Raw genomic sequence first — 18,551 nt, 5'->3', positions numbered from 1 at the left:
CTTACCGCCCCGACCACGCCGAGTTCCAATCGATACCTTTGTAGTCATCCATCTCCCAATAGAACCGGCGGCGAGACCGGGGATGGTTGCCGATCTCATTCATGCTGGCCGAGTCATAAAGTCGGCCATTGAGCAGCGTGTAGCGCACCGAGTTGCTGTTACGAATGTCCTCCAGCGGATTGCGGTCGAGCACGATCAGATCCGCGAGCTTGCCTGCTTCCAGCGAGCCGAGGTGCCGGTCGACGCCGAGCGTCTTAGCGCCGTTCAAGGTGGCCGCTCGCAGCACTTGATGATTGCTCATGCCGCCTTGAGCGAGCAGTTGCATCTCCCAATGCATGGCGAGGCCGGCGATCTGACCGTGCGAGCCAACGTTGATCGACACGCCAGCGTCATCGAGCTTCTTGATGGAACGCGCCACCGAGCGGAACCCAATGTCCCACAGCTCATCCGCCACATGAATGCTGGTCATATTGCGAGAATGCACGGGCGCGCCGCCGGGCACTTCCAGAGCGGCGCGACTTGCGGCCGCTTCCTGAGCAAACGCCTTTACTTTCGGATCTTCCCAGGCGCGATCGCGCTGATAGAGGAAGTTCTCGCCGTAGAGCTCACCGAGCGCCACCACCAGTGTCGGTGTGTGCGAGGTGCTGGCGCGGCTCATGAGTTGCACCACGTCATCGTAATAGTTGGCGACGGGCAGGTTGTGCTCCAGGTTCATGTGACCGCTGAGCACCGTTGAAATGCTGTTGTAGAAGTCCCGCTGGCGATGCTGCATGTAGCCCCAACCAATTCGGCGCGGACCGACGGTGATGCCGACCAGATCGGTCTCCCGTGTTTCGTGATTTGGCCGTTCGTCCGAGTCCGCATCGAAATTCGTGGTCACACCGAACGCCAGCGCCGCGTACCGCGCCGGCTGCTTCTGCGGCGTCACGACGCTTTCAGAGCAGCAATCGATGCGGCCGTGCATGTCGATCAGGCCGGGCATGATGGTCTTGCCGGAAGCGTCGATGACTGTTGCATCGGCGGGAATCGTCACTGCGTCGCTTGGACCGACCGCGACGATGCGATTGCGATCGACGACGACCGAGCCGTGCTCGATCACTTCCTCGCCCTTCATGGTGATGAGGCGGGCGTTCTTGAAGGCGAGCTTGCCCGTGGGCACATCCGCCGGAACCGAGAGATCGATCTTTCCGTACGGCTGAACAGGAGCTTGCTTAGAAACATCCGCGCGATACAGCGACGAGCCGAGCATCCAATGTACTGTCGCTGAATCGCCAGACCAAACCAGCGAATTGCCGCCGAGTTCCGTCAACGCACGAACGGGAACCTCGTTGCTACGTGCACTCACAACCAGCGGCGAGCCGATCTCGTGGAAAGGCATCACGTAGTACTGCTGTGCCTCGCGAAAGGCGATCCAACGCAGATCGGGACTGATGCGCAGCTCGATCGTTTCGGCATCGAGGGCGTGTGCGTGCTCACGGCGACCAAGACCGTCCAGCGTCACGCTGACCAACGAATGGACCAACTTACCTTTGCCTCGCGCCACTTCAACCAAGTAGATGCGTTCGCCGTCGGGCGAAAACATCGGCCAATCATCGCCAGCGACGACGAAGTGGCTCTCGCCGCCGGCAGCAGACACGACGTAGATGCCCGGTCGCGTGCCATAGCCGCCCATGGCCTTGTCCGACTCGGCTATGCGATACACGATCAGCTTGCCATCCGGCGAGAACGAAGGATTCCGAATGACGCCGCGACTGGCTGCCACGCCGCGCACATTTCGTCCGTTCGAGTTGGCGACCTTCAACGTGCTGCCACGCTCGTCATCCCACTCGACGTAAGCAAACAATCGACCGTCGCGCGAAAAGACGGGATCGAATTCGAATGCTGTCGCCTTGCTCAGCCTGACAGGCGCAGCCGAATCGCTTTGACTCCACAGATGACCGAGCGCAGTGAACATGAAACGCTTGCCATCAGCAGCCGGCGCAATCTGCCGAATCGACTGCACCGAAACAGTCTCAGGCGCAGGATCGTGCTCGATTTGCGGGACGCGAGCGATGCGATGCCTCGCGTGCACTCGAAACGGAATCTCGGTCGCGCTGCTGGTCTGCGTATCGATCTTGTAGAGCTTGCCCTTGCCCCAGATCGCGATGTGGCGATTGTCTGGGAACCAGTCGTAGCGCGGGTAATAAGCGTTCTGCTGCACGAAGTCCGCGTGCAGATCGCGATCCAGATCATCGAACACGGGAGTCTGCGCGCGCGCGGCCACGTCATAGACGAACAGCACCGTCTTTTCCTTGACGCGCCTGACGAACGCGACCTTCCGACCATCGCGCGACACCTGCGGCGACGTCGCGCTACCCCATCCACCCATCAGCTGTTCAGTCGCGCCCGACGCCAGCTCGCGTCGCTTGATCACGTAGTTGGGGTGATTGGCGTTGATATAAATGTTGGGCTCGGTGATTCGCTGCGTGTAGTAGACGAACCGACCATCGGGCGTGAAGCTCGGCTCCTGCACATCGCGTCGATTGGCTGCAGCCTCCACCAGCACTGCGCCAGCGCCGCCGCGCAGATCAAACAGACGAATCTCGGACGCCTTCACGGCGGCAATGGAATCGTCGTGCGGTCCCCAGGTCGGTGCGCCCAGCGTGTTCGCGGCTTCGTGAGTAATCTGCCGCGCGTTCGAACCATCGAGATTCGATATCCACGCGTTATGGAAGCCGCCGGCGTCGCTCTGATACAGCAGCGTGCCGCCATCCGAGCTGAAGCTGGGAAAGACCTGCATGGCTGGCCCGCCATGGATCAGCCGTGCATCGCCTCCGGAGGCGGGCAGCGCGTAGATGTCGCCGAGCAGATCGAATACGAGCGTGTTGCCATCCGGGCTGACATCCACGCTCATCCATGTGCCTTCGCTGACGGTGAAAGCGGCGTCGACGACGGGCTCAGCCGTCACGGCTGCGCTCGCTGCCAGCAGCACCACACCCATCGTCAACGAGCGCGGTCGCGCCTCACGTCGATTTGCCGTCATCCCCCGTTTATATGAAATCCCGCCGCTCCAAGGGGTTGCCTAAGGCGCGCCAGCGGGTGTGAGGGGCGCACCAGCCTCGGCTATGAAGCCGGGGCAGGCTTCACGTCGTACACGACCACGCGCTGCCAGAGATGCTCGCAGTCGGCGACGAATTTTTTGTGGATGGGATGGACCTGGTAGGCGTTCTGGCCGGCCACGTCGTCGAAGAACAAAATTTCCGAGGCGCTGTAACTGGCGTCGACCACGCCGCGCTGCTCCGTCTCGGCGGGCACGCCGATATGAATCGCCTTCACCGTCTCGATGCCGGCCAGAGTGCGCAGGCCCGCGAGCAGACGATCGAGGTCTTCCTTGGACTTGGGGTTCTTCAACCAGAAGAACACGTGATGGACCACCGGCGGCGTCGTGGCCTTGCCGGCCAGGCTCTTGCTTGAAGATGAGGCGGCAATGCTCTCGGCGGCTACGCTCGCTCCGGCCAGCGCGGCAGCGGCGGTGAGGACTTCTCGTCGGCTGTGAGTGGTCATGCTCGGCTTCCTTTTGCCTGAGTAGATCGAGGGGCCGCCGGAGTATAAGCCGATCGATCGGACGCGGGCGGCGGGAGCGCCAGTCCTTTATGATTCGCGCCATGGCCAGCGCCCAAGCCACATCGACACCAGCCGAGCGCTCGCTGCCGGTGGATATCGACCGACAGCGCAGCCTCGTCGCTGCCTTGCGCGCCTTCCTGCCCGAGAGCGCCGTCCTGTTTCGCGAGGAAGAGACGCGCCCGTACGAGTGCGACGGCCTGACACTGTTCCGGCAGTTGCCCATGGTCGTCGCGCTGCCCGAAACAGAGGACCAGGTCAGGCGCACTCTTCAGCTGTGTCACGAGCTCAAGGTGCCGGTCGTGCCGCGTGGCGCCGGAACCGGCCTGTCCGGCAGTGCTCTGCCCCACCATGCCGGCTTGTTGCTGTCGCTCGCCAAGTTCAATCGAATCCTGTCCATCGACCCGCGGGCCCGCACAGCCACGGTGCAGCCGGGTGTCCGCAATCTGGCAATCAGCGAAGCCGCCGCGCGTCATCGTCTTTACTACGCGCCCGATCCGTCCAGCCAGATCGCCTGCACCATCGGCGGTAACGTCGCCGAGAATTCCGGCGGCGTGCACTGCTTGAAGTATGGGCTGACCGTGCACAACGTCCTGCGCGTGCGGGGTCTAACCATTGAGGGCGAAGCCGTCGAGTTCGGCGGTCTTGCACCGGATGCGCCGGGCCTCGATCTGCTGGCGCTGGTCATCGGCTCAGAGGGGATGTTGGCGGTAGTGACTGAAGTAACAGTGCGGCTCGTGCCTGTCGCTCAAACGGCCCGATGCATCATGGCCAGCTTCGCCGACATCGGCGAGGCCGGCGATGCGGTCGCCGCGTTGATCGCCAATGGCATCATTCCCGCCGGTCTGGAGATGTTGGATCAAGCGGCCAGCCGGCTGGTGGAGCCGTTCGCGAATGCCGGTTATGACCTGGATGCCGCGGCGGTGTTGTTGTGCGAATCGGATGGCACGCCCGAAGAAGTCGCCGAAGAAATCGAACGCATGATCGCCGTGTTGCTCGCGGCGCGCGCCACTCGCATCCAAGTGTCGAACAACGAAAGCGAGCGACTGCGCTTCTGGGCCGGCCGCAAGAATGCGTTTCCCGCCGCCGGTCGGGCCTCGCCTGCTTACTACTGCATGGACGGCACCATTCCTCGCCGTCGGCTCGGCGAAGTGTTGAAGGCGATTCAGGCGCTGGAGCCGAAGTATGGGCTGCGTTGCCCGAATGTGTTTCATGCGGGCGATGGCAACTTGCATCCGTTGATCCTATTCGACGATGCCGATCCGGATTCGGTGGCGCGCGCCGAAGCGTTCGGCGCCGAAATTCTGGAGCTTTGCGTGCAGATGGGCGGCACGGTGACGGGCGAGCACGGCGTCGGCGTCGAGAAGCTGGATCAGATGTGCTCACAGTTCGACCGGCCCACGCTGGACGCGTTCCTTGCAGTGAAAAGTGCGTTCGATCCCCCGGGGCTGCTGAATCCCGGCAAGGTTGTGCCCACCCTGCATCGTTGTGCCGAGTACGGTCGCATGCGCGTTCACGGCGGCAATGTGCCCTTTCCAGAGCTGCCACGCTTCTGATGGATCCAGCACTGAGCCAGCTTTGCGACACGGTGCGCGCTGCTTCGGCGTCGCGGACTGCGATTCGAATCCGAGCGGGTGGCACCAAAGATTTCTACGGCAACGTGTCACAGGGAACATTGCTCGATCCGCGCAGTGTCGCTGGCATTGTCGATTACGAGCCGACGGAGTTGGTACTCACGGCCCGCGCCGGGACTCCGCTCGCGGAACTCGAGCAATTGCTGGCCGAGAATGGACAGATGCTGGCTTTCGAACCACCGCATTTCGGTCCTGACGCAACCGTTGGCGGCTGTATCGCTGCGGGCCTCGCGGGTCCGCGTCGTGTTTCCTTAGGGCCGACATACGGTGGCGTTCGTGACTTCGTGCTTGGGGCGAAGCTGATCGATGGTCGCGGCGAGTTGCTGACGTTTGGCGGCACGGTGATGAAAAACGTTGCTGGTTACGATGTGTCGCGACTGCTCGTCGGCTCGATGGGGATTCTCGGGGTGATCGTCGAAGTGTCGATCAAAGTGCTGCCGCGGCCGCTGTCGCATCACACGCTGCGTTTTGAAATGACGGAACCAGAGGCCATCGACAATCTGAATGCATGGGCGGGCAAGCCCTTGCCATTGTCAGCATCGGCTTGGCACGAAGGTGTTCTGTACTTGCGACTCGCCGGCGCGTCCGCAGCTGTTTCAGCGGCACGTCATCTGTTGGGCGGCGAGAACCTCGACAATGCGCAGGCGGACGCGTTTTGGATCAGCATTCGGGAGCAGGCGCATCCGTTCTTTGCGGGCGACCTGCCCCTGTGGCGCGTGTCCGTGCCTTCGACCGCTGCGCCGTTGTCCATCCGCGCGCCGCAGCTCATGGAGTGGAACTGCGCTTTGCGGTGGTTGCGAACGGATCAAAGCGCTGCGCAAGTGCGCGGATGTGCGAAACAAGCTGGCGGCCACGCGACGTTGTTTCGCGGCGGTGATCGGTCGGCCGGTGTGTTCACGCCCTTGTCGCCTTCTCTTGCCACGATTCATCAGCGCTTGAAGGCGCAGTTCGATCCTGCGGGCATTTTCAATCGCGGTCGGCTGTACGCCGATCTCTGAGCCATCATGAGAACGCAGCTCGCCGATTTCATCAAAGACACGCCCGAAGGCAAAGAGGCCGAGGAGATCGTGCGCCGGTGCGTGCATTGTGGCTTTTGTACTGCCACGTGCCCCACTTATCAGCTGCTCGGCGACGAGTTGGATGGACCGCGCGGACGCATTTATCTGATCAAACAAGTGCTCGAAGGCGTCGAGCCCACGGCGAGCACGCAATTACATCTGGATCGGTGCCTCACCTGTCGAGCTTGCGAGACGACCTGTCCGTCGGGCGTGCAGTACGGGCGATTGCTCGACATCGGGCGCGGCATCGTCGAGGAGAAAATCGAACGGCCTGTCGGAGAGCGCGTGACTCGCTCGGCGCTGAAACACGGATTGACCAGCAGGATGTTTGGACCGGCAATGAGGACGGGTCAGGCGGTTCGATCGCTATTGCCCGAATCGATCCGAGCCAAGGTTCCCGAACGTCGCGATGCGGGCGTTTGGCCGCGCAGATCGCATGCGCGCAAGATGCTGTTGCCTTTGGGGTGTGTGCAGCCATCGATGTCGCCCGGCATCGATGCAGCGACGGCTCGCGTGCTCGATGCGCTGGAGATCGAGGTGATCACGCCGCCGGCCAGTTGCTGTGGGGCTATCAAGCATCACTTGAACGATCACGATGCGGCGTTGGTCGAGGTTCGTCGCAATGTCGACGCCTGGTGGCCGCACGTCGAGGCGGGCGTCGAAGCTATCGTGATGAATGCATCCGGTTGTGGCGCGATGGTGAAGGAGTACGCGCACTTGTTACGCCACGATCCGGCGTACGCGGAAAAGGCACGCCGCATTGTCGAGCTCACTCGCGATCTGGCGGAACTGTTGCCCGCCCATGCCACTACGCTCGCTAACAAACTCGGTTCGCGATCAGCCGAGCGCGTGGTGTTCCACCCGCCCTGCACCCTGCAGCACGGTCAAAAGATCCGCGGCGTGGTGGAACAACTACTCCGCACCCTCGGCGCAGAGGTGCTGCCTCTGGCCGAGAGCCACTTATGCTGCGGCTCAGCCGGCACCTACTCGGTGCTACAGCCGGAGCTCAGCAAACAACTGCGCGATCGCAAGCTCGAAGCTTTACACGCTCAGCAGCCCGACGTGATCCTCTCAGCAAACATCGGCTGCATCACCCACCTCGCCAGCGCCGCTCAGACGCCGGTGCGGCACTGGGTCGAGTGGCTGGACGCCAAGCTCAGCTAGCCCTTCGCTTTCAATTCGCGACGACGCCGATGCAGGATGTACTCGGTATATCCATTTGGCTGTTCGCGACCGAGAAAGATCAAATCGCTGGCGGCTTGAAAGGCGATGCTGCCTTTCAAATTGGCGCACATGGGCCGATATAACGGATCGGCCGCATTCTGCTCGTCCACGACCGCGGCCATCCGTTCCAATGTTTCTTTCACTTTGGCTTCGGTGCAAACCCCGTGCATCAGCCAGTTCGCGACGTGCTGACTGGAGATGCGCAGCGTGGCGCGATCTTCCATGAGGCCGACGTCGTGGACATCCGGCACTTTCGAGCACCCGACGCCCTGATCGATCCAGCGCACCACATACCCAAGGATGCCCTGGATGTTGTTATCCAGCTCTTTCTGAATCTCTTCGGCAGTAAAGCCCGAGTCCGCGAGCGGCGCACGCAACAGATCGTCGATGCCGGTGGTTTGCCCCGCCTGCACATGCCGCTGCAGATCGTTCTGAACCGCTCGCACGTCGACTTGATGATAATGCAAAGCGTGCAGAGTAGCGGCCGTCGGCGAAGGCACCCACGCGGTGTTGGCGCCCGCGCGTGGATGACCCGACTTCGCCGCCAGCATGGCGGCCATCTTGTCCGGCATCGCCCACATGCCCTTGCCGATCTGCGCCCTGCCCCGCAAGCCCGCCTGCAATCCAATTTCGACGTTGCGCTTCTCGTACGCAACCAACCACGGTTGTGTCTTGATCGCTTCCTTGCGCATCACCGGGCCGCCCTGCATCGCCGTGTGTATCTCATCGCCGGTGCGATCGAGGAAGCCCGTGTTAATGAACACGATGCGATGTTTCACCTGCTCGATGCAGGCGCGTAGATTGAGGCTCGTGCGGCGCTCCTCGTCCATGACGCCGATCTTCACCGTGTACCGCGGCAGCCCCAGCGCTTCTTCGACCCAACCGAACAGATCGTTCGCTAGCGCGGCCTCGTCCGGACCGTGCATCTTCGGCTTCACGACATACACCGATCCGGTGCGACTGTTCCTGCCAGCACCGCGAATGTCATGCAAGGCAATGGCGACCGTGACCATGGCGTCCAGCACCGTCTCGAATATCTCCTTGCCCTCGTGGAGAACTGCGTCGGTGCGCATGTGATGACCGACATTGCGCACGAGCATGAGACTGCGCCCCGGCAGCGTCAGCTCCTTGTGGCCGGGCGTCGAGTACACGCGATCGCCATTCAGCGTTCTATTGATCGTGCCTTTGCCCTTCGCGAAAGTGGCCTGCAGATCGCCTTTCATCAGGCCCAGCCAGTTGCTGTAGATCGCCACTTTCTCTTCCGCGTCCACCGCGGCGACCGAATCCTCGCAGTCCTGAATCGTGGTGATCGCTGACTCCAGGATCACGTCAGCCACGCCAGCCGCATCGGTGGAACCGATGGGATGTTTGCGGTCGATGACAATCTCGACGTGCAGGCCGTGATGACGCAGCAGAATGGCCTGGGGCTGATCGGGCACGCCACGCCAGCCCTCGAGAGTCGCGGGCACGGCCAGCGTCGATCGCGATCCATCTTTGAGCGACACCACCAACTTGTCGCTTTCGACCGCATATTTGGTGGCGTCCTCATGCTTGCCGGAGGTGAGCGGCGCCACTTGATCCAGGAACGCCCGCGCATAAGCGATCACTTTCGCGCCCCGCGCGGCGTTGTATGGCGAGCCCGCCGGCAGCGGCGCCTCCAGGGCATCGGTCCCGTAGAGCGCATCGTAAAGGCTGCCCCAGCGTGCATTCGCTGCATTCAATGCATATCGAGCATTGCTGAGCGGTACGACCAGCTGCGGCCCGGCGATGTGAGCGATCTCGCGATCGACTTTATCGGTGTCGACCTCGAACGCGGCCGGCTCGGCGGCAAGATAGCCGATGGATTCGAGAAACTGGCGCTGCCTGGCCACGTCCAGCGGCTTGCCCCGCTGCTCCTTCCACCAACCATCGATGCTCGCCTGCAACTCGTCTCGCCTGGCGAGCAGGCGCTCGTTGCGAGGTGAGAATTCGCTGACGATGCGCTGCAGGCCGCTCCAGAACGTCTGTTCCTGCACGCCCGTCCCCGCCAGCGCCTGCTGCACGAAACCGTGCAGCACACCCGCGACTTCCAGGGACCCCACCTTCACTCTTGTGTTCATTGTCGTCACTCGCCAGCTCGAACCTGCAGTGACTATAGGGTTCCCGTTTGCTGACCGTCAAAGCGATCCGCACAGCGGACGCCTGTGACATGTAGCAACTTGACCCGCCATCAAAAGATTCGGGTACAGGGAAGTACCCCGCCGCCACAGGCGGCGAGCGATTGGCAAAAGTCACGCCTTTTGCCGATCGCACGAGGGTCGTGGCAGGATGCCCGATCCCGAGTTTTTATAATGCAATGACAGCGGTGGCTTCGATCTCGACCTTGGCTTTTGGCTCCATCAGCGCGACGACTTGCACGACGCTCATGGTCGGAAAGTGACGGCCCAGGATTTCGCGATAGGCCGCGCCAATCTGTGGCAGCTCCGCGTAGTACTCGTCGCGACTGGTGATGAACCAGGTGAGGCGAACGAGATGCTCCGGCCGCGCGCCGGCCTCGTTTAGAACAGCGACGATATTCTTCAATGCCTGGTGGACTTGTTCCGCCAGCGTTGCCGGAAACTCCTGCCGCTCATTCCAGCCGACCTGCCCTGCGACGAACACCTGGCGACCTTCCGCGACCATGCCATTCGCATAGCCCTTCGGGCGCGGCCAGCCCGCCGGTTGCAGCACTTCGACGGTCATTTCAAAACCTCGCGCGCAATGATCAGCTTCTGTACTTCAGTCGCGCCTTCGTAGATGCGCAGCGCGCGGATATCGCGGTACAGCCGCTCGACCACCGCCCCATGAACGACGCCGCGACCGCCAAACATTTGTACAGCCCTATCGATCACCATTTGCGCGCTCTCGGTCGCAGTCATCTTCGCCATAGCTGCGCTCTTGGTTACTGGCTGACCCGTGTCTCTCTGCCACGCGGCCCGATAGGTGAGCAGGGCGGCAGCATCGATCGCAGTCGCCATCTCCGCGATCGCGGCTTGAGTCAGCTGAAAATCCGCGAGCGTCTTACCGAACATCGCACGCTGACGCGAGTACGCCACGGCCTCGTCCAACGCTCGCCGTGCGAACCCAAGCGCCGCCGCAGCGACAGATGCCCGAAAAATATCCAACGTCCGCATCGCCAGCTTGAACCCGTCGCCCTCGAGGCCGATGCGACGGGACACGGGAATACGGCAATTATCGAATCGCAGCGTTCCGAGCGGATGAGGCGCGATCACATCGATGCGCTGTTCGATGCTGAATCCGGGATCGGTCGGTTCGACCAGAAACGCAGTGATGCCTTGCGCGCCTACCGTGCCATCGGCCCGCTTCTGTCCAGGCGAGGTCCGTGCGAACACGCAGTAGATATCCGCGATGCCGCCGTTCGAAATCCAGGTCTTCGTGCCGTTCAGCACATAGTGCTCACCGTCGAGCTGCGCCGATGTTTGCATCGCTGCGACGTCGGAACCGGCATCGCGCTCGGACAACGCGAAGGCCGAGATAGCCGTGCCAGCGGCGACCTTGGGCAGATACTGCTGCTGAAGCGACGCCTCACCCGCCAACGACAGCGAGCCGCTCCCCAGCCCTTGCATGGCGAAGGCGAAATCCGCCAAGCCGTCGTGATAAGCCAGGCTTTCCCGAATCAAACAGATAGCGCGCGAATCGAAATCCTCGAGCGCACCGCCATGCTCGGCTCGCACACAGTAACGAGTGATGCCCGCCTCACCGAGCGCTCTGACGAGCTTGCGAGCCTGCGCATCCACTTCCGGGCGCGACTCGCCATGCGCAGGGCCGCTCAAATGATTCGAACTCCACGTCGTGACCAACTTCGCCAGCGCGTGATGCTCCGGCCCGAAGAACGGCCAGCTGAGTCGTTCGCTCAGATCCAACTGCACGCTCATTTGCCCACGAACTCCGGCTTGCGCTTGGCCGAGAATGCCTCGAAGGCGCGGCGAAAATCTTCGCTTTGCATGCAGATGGCCTGCGCCTGCGCTTCCGCCTCCAGCGCCTGCTCGATGCTCATGTTCCATTCCTGGTTGAGCATGGTCTTGGTCATGCTATGCGCGAACATCGGGCCGGTCGCGAGGCTGCGCGCCAGGCGCGTTGCTTCGGCGAGCAATTGATCGGCCGGCGCGAGCTGGTTGAAGAATCCCCAGCGTTCGCCTTCTTCCGCCGTCATTGCCCGACCGGTGAACATGAGCTCCGCCGCACGGCCTTGCCCGATCAATCGCGGCAGAATGGCACACGCGCCCATGTCACAACCGGCCAGCCCGACGCGCGTGAACAAGAATGCAGTCTTCGCTGCCGGCGTCCCAATCCGCAGATCCGACACCATGGCGATGATCGCGCCGGCGCCAGCGCAGACGCCGTCCACCGCCGCAATCACCGCTTGAGGACAGCCGCGAATTGCTTTGACCAGATCGCCCGTCATGCGAGTGAACGTCAGCAGCTCGGGCATGGACATGCGAGTCAGCGGGCCGATGATGTCGTGCACATCGCCGCCCGAGGAGAAGTTGCCGCCCGCGCCGTCGATCACCACCGCGCGAATGTCCTTGTCGTAGACCAGATCGCGAAACAGATCGCGCAGCTCGGCATACGACTCGAACGTCAAAGGATTTTTGCGCTCAGGAATGTTGAGCGTGACATATCCGACGCTCTCCTCCACCCGCCACAGAAAATGCCTGGCCTGGTAACCGGACAGCTTGAGTTGTGTGAATGACATGCGTCCTCGCCATCGGCCGCCGTCCGGGCCGGCCGAAAACAGTGTTACGTGACCTCGCCGCCGGCGATTGCAATGCTCTGGCCAGTGATGCTCTCGCTGCCGGGCAGACACAACCACGCAACCGCGTTGGCCACTTCCTCGCAACGGATCAGGCGGCGCTGCGGGTTCTGATCGACCAGCACAGAGATCGCTTCAACCTCGGAGCGACCGGTCTTGGCCTGGATGTTTCTAATCGTTTCGCGAGCGATGTCCGTGTCCGTATAGCCAGGGCACACCGCATTGACCGTGATGTTTCGCCCAGCCACTTCCAGTGCCAGCGAGCGAGTGAGGCCGATGACACCGTGTTTCGCCGCGCTGTATGCGGCCACGTAGGGATAGCCCTTCAGTCCCGCGGTACTGGCAATGTTCACGATGCGACCGAAGTCTCGTTGCATCATCGACGGCAAGACATGACGAATGCCGTAGTAAGTCCCGGTGAGATTGACGGACAGCATCGTGTGCCACAACGCATCCTCCATTTTGTGCACGGGAGCGCTGGCGGCCTGGCCCGCGTTGTTGACCAGAATGTCGATGGGACCGAAACGCTTGCTCGCATCCTCGATGGCGGCGCGCATTTGCTCGCTGTTACTCACGTCGGCGGCGACGGCATGAGCGTTGCGGTCGCTCAGCTTCGCGGCCATCTCTGTGACGGTCGAAAGCTGCCGCCCGAGCAATGTGACTTGCGCGCCCTCGGCGAGCAAACGTTGAGCGATGGCAGCCCCGATGCCGCGGCTCGCACCAGTGACCAAAGCGTGCTTGCCCCCGAGAGGTTGAGCATTCGTACTCAAACTGCACCAATCATTTGCGCGGCTCGCGCGAGGTTTCGTTCCAACTGGCTCTTGCCGGACAGATAAGCCTTCGGCCAGTGCTGCTCGGTCCAGTTCTGAGCCGCAGCGGCATGCAGCGTCCATGACGGATCGGCCAGATGCGGTCGAGCAAGCGCGCACAAATCCGCGCGGCCGGCGGCGATGATCGAGTTCACGTGATCCGCTTCGAAGATGTTGCCGACGGCGATGGTGGCGATATCCACCGAGTTGCGCAGCAGATCCGAGAATGGAGTTTGATACATGCGACCGTACACGGGCTTCTGCCACGGCACGGTCTGGCCGGTCGACACGTCGATCAGATCGGCGCCCGCCTCGCGAAGTGCGCGCGCGAACGTCACTAGATCCTGCTCGGTTAATCCACCTTCGGCCCAGTCGTGGGCGGAGATACGCACCGACATGGGCTTGTCCGCGGGCCACACAGCACGCGCAGCCTCGAACACCATCAAAGGGAAGCGCATCCGATTCTCGATGTCGCCCCCGAACTCGTCGTTACGACGATTGGTCAGCGGCGACAGAAAGCTGGCTAATAGATAGCCGTGAGCCATGTGCAATTCGAGCATGTCGAAGCCCGCTTCCACCCCGAGTTGCGCGGCATGGACGAACTGCCGCGTGACGTCTTCGATGTCTCGATGCGTCATTGCGCGCGGCGTCTGACTGATGCCTTCGAGATACGGCAACGCCGACGCCGACATGATCTCCCAATTGCCGTCGGGCAGCGGATGATCGGCGCGCTCCCAACCGAGTTGCGTCGAGCCTTTGCGGCCCGAATGCCCGAGTTGCAAAGAGAACTTCGCCGCCGAGTGCGTGTGAACGAAATCGACGATGCGCTTCCACGCGTCCCGCTGCGTCTCGTTCCATAGCCCGGTGCAGCCCGGGCTGATACGACCGGTCGGCGATACACAAGTCATCTCCGTCACAACCAGGCCCGCGCCGCCTGCGGCGCGCGATCCGTAGTGCATCAGGTGCCAATCGCCGGGCACGCCGTCCACGGCGAGATATTGCGCCATGGGCGACACGACCACCCGGTTCATCAGCTCCATGCCGCGAAGTTTGAACGGGAGAAACATCGGCGGCCGCGGCTCGCTTACACCGGCGCGGCGCGCGAGATCCCGCTCTATAACATCGACGAACTTGCCGTCGCGCAAGCGCAGATTGTCATGCCCGATGCGCTGACTCCCCGTGAGCAAGCTATAGGCAAACTGCAGCGGCTCGAGATGCACATAGCGCGCGACGTTCTCGAACCACTCCATGCGATTGCGTGCCGCGCTCTGCAGCTTCAGCGCTTCGAGGCTGCGCTCGGCTTGATACGACTCGAGCCCCGCCTGCACGTCGATGGCATGCGCCACGTGCTTGACCAGCGAAGCGGCATCTTCCATCGCGAGCTTCGTGCCGGAGCCGATGCTGAAGTGCGCAGTGTGCGCGGCATCGCCGATCAACACGATGTTGCCGGTGTGCCATCGCTTGCAGAGCACCCGATTGAAGTTGAGCCAGGCCGAGCCGCGCAGGTGGTTCGCATTGCTCATCAGGCCGTGGCCGTCGAGATAACGACCGAACAGCCGCTCGCAAAAGTCGATGCTCTGCTGGGTGGTCGCCCGATCGAGGCCGTGCGCCTGCCAGGTTTCTTCGCGCGTCTCGACGATGACTGTCGAAAGGTCGTCGCTGAACTGATAGGCGTGAATCTGGAACCAGCCGTGCTCGGTCTGTTCGAAGGCGAACGTGAACGCCGGGAATTTCTGCTTCGTCCCCAGCCAGATATAGCGGCACTTGCGCACGTCGATGTTCGGTTCGAATACATCGGCGAGGCGCTTGCGGGTGCGACTGTTGACCCCATCCGCGGCCACGATCAGATCCGCGTCGGCGAACGGCGCGAGATCCTCGACGTCGTGCTGAAAAGTTTGCTTTACGCCTAAACCGCTGGCGCGCTCCTGCAGCTTGTTCAGCAGCAGCTTGCGTGAAATTCCGCAGAAGCCGTGACCGCCGGAACGGACGCGCTCGCCACGAAAGTGCACATCGATGTCGTCCCAGTGATAGAAGCTGCTGACGATGGGGTCGTGCGACTCGGGATCCGTGGCGCGGAATCCCTGCATGGTTTGATCGGAGAACACCACGCCCCAGCCGAAGGTGTCGTCGGGGCGATTGCGCTCGTAAACCTCGACGCTGGCGTCGGGCAGCGCCTTCTTGAATAGAATGGCCGCGTACAATCCCGCCGGCCCGCCGCCCAGACATACGATGCGCTTCATTGAGACTGCGCTGGAAGCCGAGATGCAGGCATAGTACAAGACTTCGCGCCAGCCTGTCCGAGGCTCAGATGTGGATTAATCTGCGCAGCCCCACAGCTCGATTCATCACCTCATGAAGTTCTGCTCCAACTGCGCCCAGCCGGTCAGCCTCACCATCCCGGCGGGCGATCACCTGCCCCGGTATGTTTGTGGCAGCTGCGGGACCATCCATTACCAGAACCCGCGCATCATCGCGGGCTGCGTGATCGAGCACGAAGGCAAAATCCTGTTGTGCAAACGGGCCATCGAGCCGCGCCTGGGTTTCTGGACCATACCGGCCGGCTTCATGGAAAACGGCGAATCGGTGCAGCAGGCGGCGGCGCGCGAAGCCATGGAGGAAGCGCTGGCCCACGTGCGGATCGGCTCGCTGCTGGCCATCGTGAACGTCATGCGCGTCCATCAGGTGCACATCATGTTCCGGGCCACGCTGACCGACCCGGCGTTCGGGATCGGCCCGGAAAGCCTGGAGTCGGGACTGTACGCCGAGGAAGACATCCCCTGGCCCGAGATCGCCTTCCTGAGCACCGAGTTCGCCCTGCGGCGCTACCTCGATGACCGGCGGCTGGGGAGGGAAAAGCTGCACTTTCGCGACATCGACTGGCGCGACGGGCAGGTGATCATGACCGACGGCCATTCCCAATAGGAAGGGCCCGATAACCCGCCAGCCTCGCATCCCCGCGCCCTGTTTGGCACAATGCGCGCCCTCGTAGGGCGCAATCCTTGTCACCGCGCCGTCGAGCGATTTCCGGAGCTCTAGCCGATGACCTTCGTCGTCACTGAAAACTGCATCAAGTGCAAGTACACCGACTGCGTCGAGGTGTGCCCGGTCGACTGTTTCCACGAAGGTCCGAACTTCCTGGTGATCGATCCGGATGAGTGCATCGACTGCACGCTGTGCGAGCCGGAGTGCCCGGCCGAGGCGATTTTCTCCGAGGAAGAGCTGCCCGAGGGGCAGCAGCAGTTCAAGCAGCTGAACGCCGATCTGGCCAAGTCCTGGCCGGTGATCACCGAGAAAAAGGCCATGCCCGCCGACGCCAAGGAGTGGGACGGCAAGCCGGACAAGCTGAAGCTGCTGGAGAAGTAAGCCGCCCTGCTTCGACCAAGCTCACCCGCTCGCGGGTGAGCCGTCAATTCCGCCGCCTCAATTCTTTGCGGCCGCTGCCAGGCGATCCAGTTCCTGCGACATCTGGTCCGGCGTCAGATACCCGCCGATGTAGTCGCCATTGTTGGTGAAAATGGCCGGCGTGCCGCGCACGCCCATCTGCTCGCCCAGCTTGAACTGCTTGGCGACCGGCGCGGCGCACTGCTGCGCCTTGACCTCGCGCCCGGCCTTGGCGTCCGTGATGGCCTTCTTGCGGTCCATGGAGCACCACACCGCTTCCATCTTCGCCCAGTCGTCCGTGCCCGGCCCAGCGCGCGGATAGGCGAGATAACGGACCTGCACGCCCCGTTCGTTCAACTGCTCGATCTCGCTATGGAGCTTGCGGCAATAGCCGCAGTCGACGTCGGTGAACACAGTGATGGTGTGTTTCACCTTGGCGGGCTTGAACACGATCATGTCGCGCTCGTCCAGCTTGGCCAGCGCCCCTACACGAGCTTTCTGACGGCCGTTTTCGGTCAGGTTGGTGCGCGAGTCCATGTCATACATGTCGCCGGCGATCAGGAAGCGGCCGTCGGCGCTGACATACGCGACTTCCGCGCCCATGGACACTTCATAAATGCCGGCCATGGGGCTGGGGCGCACGTCGTTGACCGCCACATCCGGGAACCTCTTGGCGATGTTGGCGCGAATCGCTGCCGCGGCGGCCTTGTGGTCGGTGGATTTGGGTGTTTCGGCAGCAACGGCCGAGGCGGCCACGAATGCCAACAGACACAACAACAGCTTTTTCATGGGAACTCTCGTGACCCTCGCCGGAGGATTCCGGGCGCGAACGCACGGCCGGCCCAGCTTCGACGCTGCGGCGACCCCGCAAGTTCAACGGAATTCGGCTCGAGGAGACCGACGGAGTTTAACAGATCACCCGGCTTTAGCCCCTGGGGTGATGGAGCGCATGCAGCTCCTTCATGCGCTCCCGAGCCACGTGGGTATAGATCTGAGTGGTGGACAGGTCGCTATGCCCTAGCAGCATCTGCACGACGCGGAGGTCCGCGCCATGATTCAGCAGGTGCGTGGCGAATGCATGGCGCAGCGTATGCGGCGACAACGCCTTCTGCACGCCAGCCTTCTGCGCGTAGCGCTTGATGATGTGCCAGAACGCCTGGCGCGTCATGCGATCGCCGCGACGCGTGGGGAACAGGTAATCGGTCTGGCGCTCCAGCAGGATCTCCAGGCGCGGACCGTTCATGAACTTCTGCAGCCAGGACACCGCCTCGTCGCCCAGCGGAATCAGTCGCTCGCGATCGCCCTTGCCGACGATGCGCAGCACGCCCTGGTTCATGTTCACCTGACTGGACTTCAGGTTCACCAGCTCCGACACGCGCAGGCCCGTGGCGTACAGCACTTCGAGCATGCAGCGGTCGCGATGACCCAGCGGATCTTCGATCACCGGCGCCTTCAGCAGCGCCTCGACCTCTTCCTCGGTCAGCGACTTCGGCAGCGAGCGGCCGATCTTGGGCATTGCGATCTGCGCGGTCGGATCTTCCTTGATGGCTCCGTCGCGAATCAGATAACGGTAGAATCTGCGAAAGCTGGACAGCTGACGCGCGGTGGAGCGCGGCCGCGCTCCGGCTTCGACTCGATGAGCGATGAACGCGAGCAGGTCCGCGCGCTTGGCGGCGACGCTCGAAGTGCCACGCGACTGGAGCCAACGATCGAGGGCAGTCAAATCGGCGCGGTACGCCGACAGGGTGTTAGGCGATAATCCGCGCTCCATCCACACCGCGTCGAGAAAGCGGTCGATGGCCGCCAACGAGGGCGTCTCCGGCATATCCTCGCCTGACCTCGAGTAGACTGATGCTTTGGTTACGCTGCTCATCGCCTTTGGGTATACACCGCAATCGCTCACGGCAGACCGTTAAATCGATGGCGGCCAGTATGGAGAGCGGGTCTGGCGCGGGGCGTGATTACAATCACAGAACCCCCGGCAGTGTTTACATAAAGAGACTCAGTTCACAGAAATCGACGACGGCACGCATTGCATGACGACGCTACATAA

At 62.4% G+C, this 18,551-nt stretch carries 15 protein-coding genes; 5 read left to right on the top strand and 10 right to left on the bottom strand.

The window, feature by feature from the left end:
• Position 1 precedes the first annotated feature (1 nt).
• Both VGD45_RS01880 and VGD45_RS01875 read right to left on the bottom strand, forming a co-directional pair.
• A complete protein-coding gene (locus VGD45_RS01880; protein WP_331153566.1) occupies positions 2 to 3,022 on the bottom strand; it encodes an amidohydrolase family protein in 3,021 nt (1,006 codons plus the stop codon).
• An 80-nt stretch (positions 3,023 to 3,102) separates the two neighbouring features.
• A complete protein-coding gene (locus VGD45_RS01875; RefSeq protein ID WP_331153565.1) occupies positions 3,103 to 3,543 on the bottom strand; it encodes a Dabb family protein in 441 nt (146 codons plus the stop codon).
• A 101-nt stretch (positions 3,544 to 3,644) separates the two neighbouring features.
• Between VGD45_RS01875 and VGD45_RS01870 the strand changes: the two genes are divergently transcribed.
• From VGD45_RS01870 to glcF, 3 genes are read left to right on the top strand one after another with little or no spacing between them, the layout of a single operon-like run.
• Positions 3,645 to 5,156: an FAD-linked oxidase C-terminal domain-containing protein gene (locus VGD45_RS01870; protein WP_331153564.1), complete on the top strand. Its 1,512-nt coding sequence runs from the start codon at positions 3,645 to 3,647 to the stop codon at positions 5,154 to 5,156.
• Complete coding sequence (glcE, locus tag VGD45_RS01865) at positions 5,156 to 6,232, top strand: glycolate oxidase subunit GlcE (RefSeq protein WP_331153563.1); 1,077 nt, start codon at positions 5,156 to 5,158, stop codon at positions 6,230 to 6,232. The genes VGD45_RS01870 and glcE overlap by 1 nt, the downstream gene beginning before the upstream one ends.
• Before the next feature lie 6 nt (positions 6,233 to 6,238).
• Positions 6,239 to 7,456, top strand: a complete 1,218-nt coding sequence (gene glcF, locus VGD45_RS01860) for a glycolate oxidase subunit GlcF (RefSeq protein ID WP_331153562.1) — start codon at positions 6,239 to 6,241, stop codon at positions 7,454 to 7,456.
• Here glcF and VGD45_RS01855 read toward each other — a convergent pair.
• From VGD45_RS01855 to VGD45_RS01830, 6 genes are all read right to left on the bottom strand, one after another.
• Positions 7,453 to 9,615 carry a malate synthase G gene (locus tag VGD45_RS01855; protein WP_331153561.1) on the bottom strand — a complete coding sequence of 721 codons (2,163 nt, stop codon included), beginning with the start codon at positions 9,613 to 9,615 and terminating at the stop codon, positions 7,453 to 7,455. The two genes, glcF and VGD45_RS01855, sit on opposite strands and share 4 nt — an antisense overlap.
• Before the next feature lie 226 nt (positions 9,616 to 9,841).
• Positions 9,842 to 10,237 carry a RidA family protein gene (locus tag VGD45_RS01850; RefSeq protein WP_331153560.1) on the bottom strand — a complete coding sequence of 132 codons (396 nt, stop codon included), beginning with the start codon at positions 10,235 to 10,237 and terminating at the stop codon, positions 9,842 to 9,844.
• The gene (locus tag VGD45_RS01845; protein ID WP_414717549.1) at positions 10,234 to 11,418 is read right to left on the bottom strand and encodes an acyl-CoA dehydrogenase family protein; all 1,185 of its coding nucleotides are present in this window, start codon (positions 11,416 to 11,418) and stop codon (positions 10,234 to 10,236) included. Before VGD45_RS01845 ends, VGD45_RS01850 begins: the two co-directional genes overlap by 4 nt.
• Positions 11,419 to 11,426: 8 nt before the next feature.
• Positions 11,427 to 12,251 (bottom strand): enoyl-CoA hydratase family protein, encoded by an 825-nt coding sequence (locus VGD45_RS01840; RefSeq protein ID WP_331153558.1) that lies wholly within the window; start codon positions 12,249 to 12,251, stop codon positions 11,427 to 11,429.
• A 44-nt stretch (positions 12,252 to 12,295) separates the two neighbouring features.
• Positions 12,296 to 13,078 carry an SDR family NAD(P)-dependent oxidoreductase gene (locus VGD45_RS01835; RefSeq protein WP_331153557.1) on the bottom strand — a complete coding sequence of 261 codons (783 nt, stop codon included), beginning with the start codon at positions 13,076 to 13,078 and terminating at the stop codon, positions 12,296 to 12,298.
• The gene (locus VGD45_RS01830) at positions 13,075 to 15,357 is read right to left on the bottom strand and encodes a bifunctional salicylyl-CoA 5-hydroxylase/oxidoreductase (protein WP_331153556.1); all 2,283 of its coding nucleotides are present in this window, start codon (positions 15,355 to 15,357) and stop codon (positions 13,075 to 13,077) included. The genes VGD45_RS01835 and VGD45_RS01830 overlap by 4 nt, the downstream gene beginning before the upstream one ends.
• A gap of 112 nt (positions 15,358 to 15,469) precedes the next feature.
• Between VGD45_RS01830 and VGD45_RS01825 the strand changes: the two genes are divergently transcribed.
• A complete protein-coding gene (locus VGD45_RS01825) occupies positions 15,470 to 16,039 on the top strand; it encodes an NUDIX hydrolase (protein WP_331153555.1) in 570 nt (189 codons plus the stop codon).
• Between the two features lie 117 nt (positions 16,040 to 16,156).
• Positions 16,157 to 16,480 carry a ferredoxin FdxA gene (gene fdxA / locus VGD45_RS01820; protein ID WP_331153554.1) on the top strand — a complete coding sequence of 108 codons (324 nt, stop codon included), beginning with the start codon at positions 16,157 to 16,159 and terminating at the stop codon, positions 16,478 to 16,480.
• 57 nt (positions 16,481 to 16,537) lie between these two features.
• Here the strand turns inward: fdxA and VGD45_RS01815 are convergent, their stop codons facing one another.
• On the bottom strand, positions 16,538 to 17,287 hold the full coding sequence (locus VGD45_RS01815) for a DsbC family protein (RefSeq protein ID WP_331153553.1): 750 nt from the start codon (positions 17,285 to 17,287) through the stop codon (positions 16,538 to 16,540).
• 136 nt (positions 17,288 to 17,423) lie between these two features.
• Positions 17,424 to 18,323 (bottom strand): site-specific tyrosine recombinase XerD, encoded by a 900-nt coding sequence (gene xerD / locus VGD45_RS01810; RefSeq protein WP_331153552.1) that lies wholly within the window; start codon positions 18,321 to 18,323, stop codon positions 17,424 to 17,426.
• Between the last annotated feature and the right edge of the window lie 228 nt (positions 18,324 to 18,551).

It is taken from the genome of Steroidobacter sp., assembly GCF_036402275.1.
Lineage (GTDB): Bacteria > Pseudomonadota > Gammaproteobacteria > Steroidobacterales > Steroidobacteraceae > Steroidobacter.
This window is presented reverse-complemented; position numbering and strand designations above follow the sequence as displayed.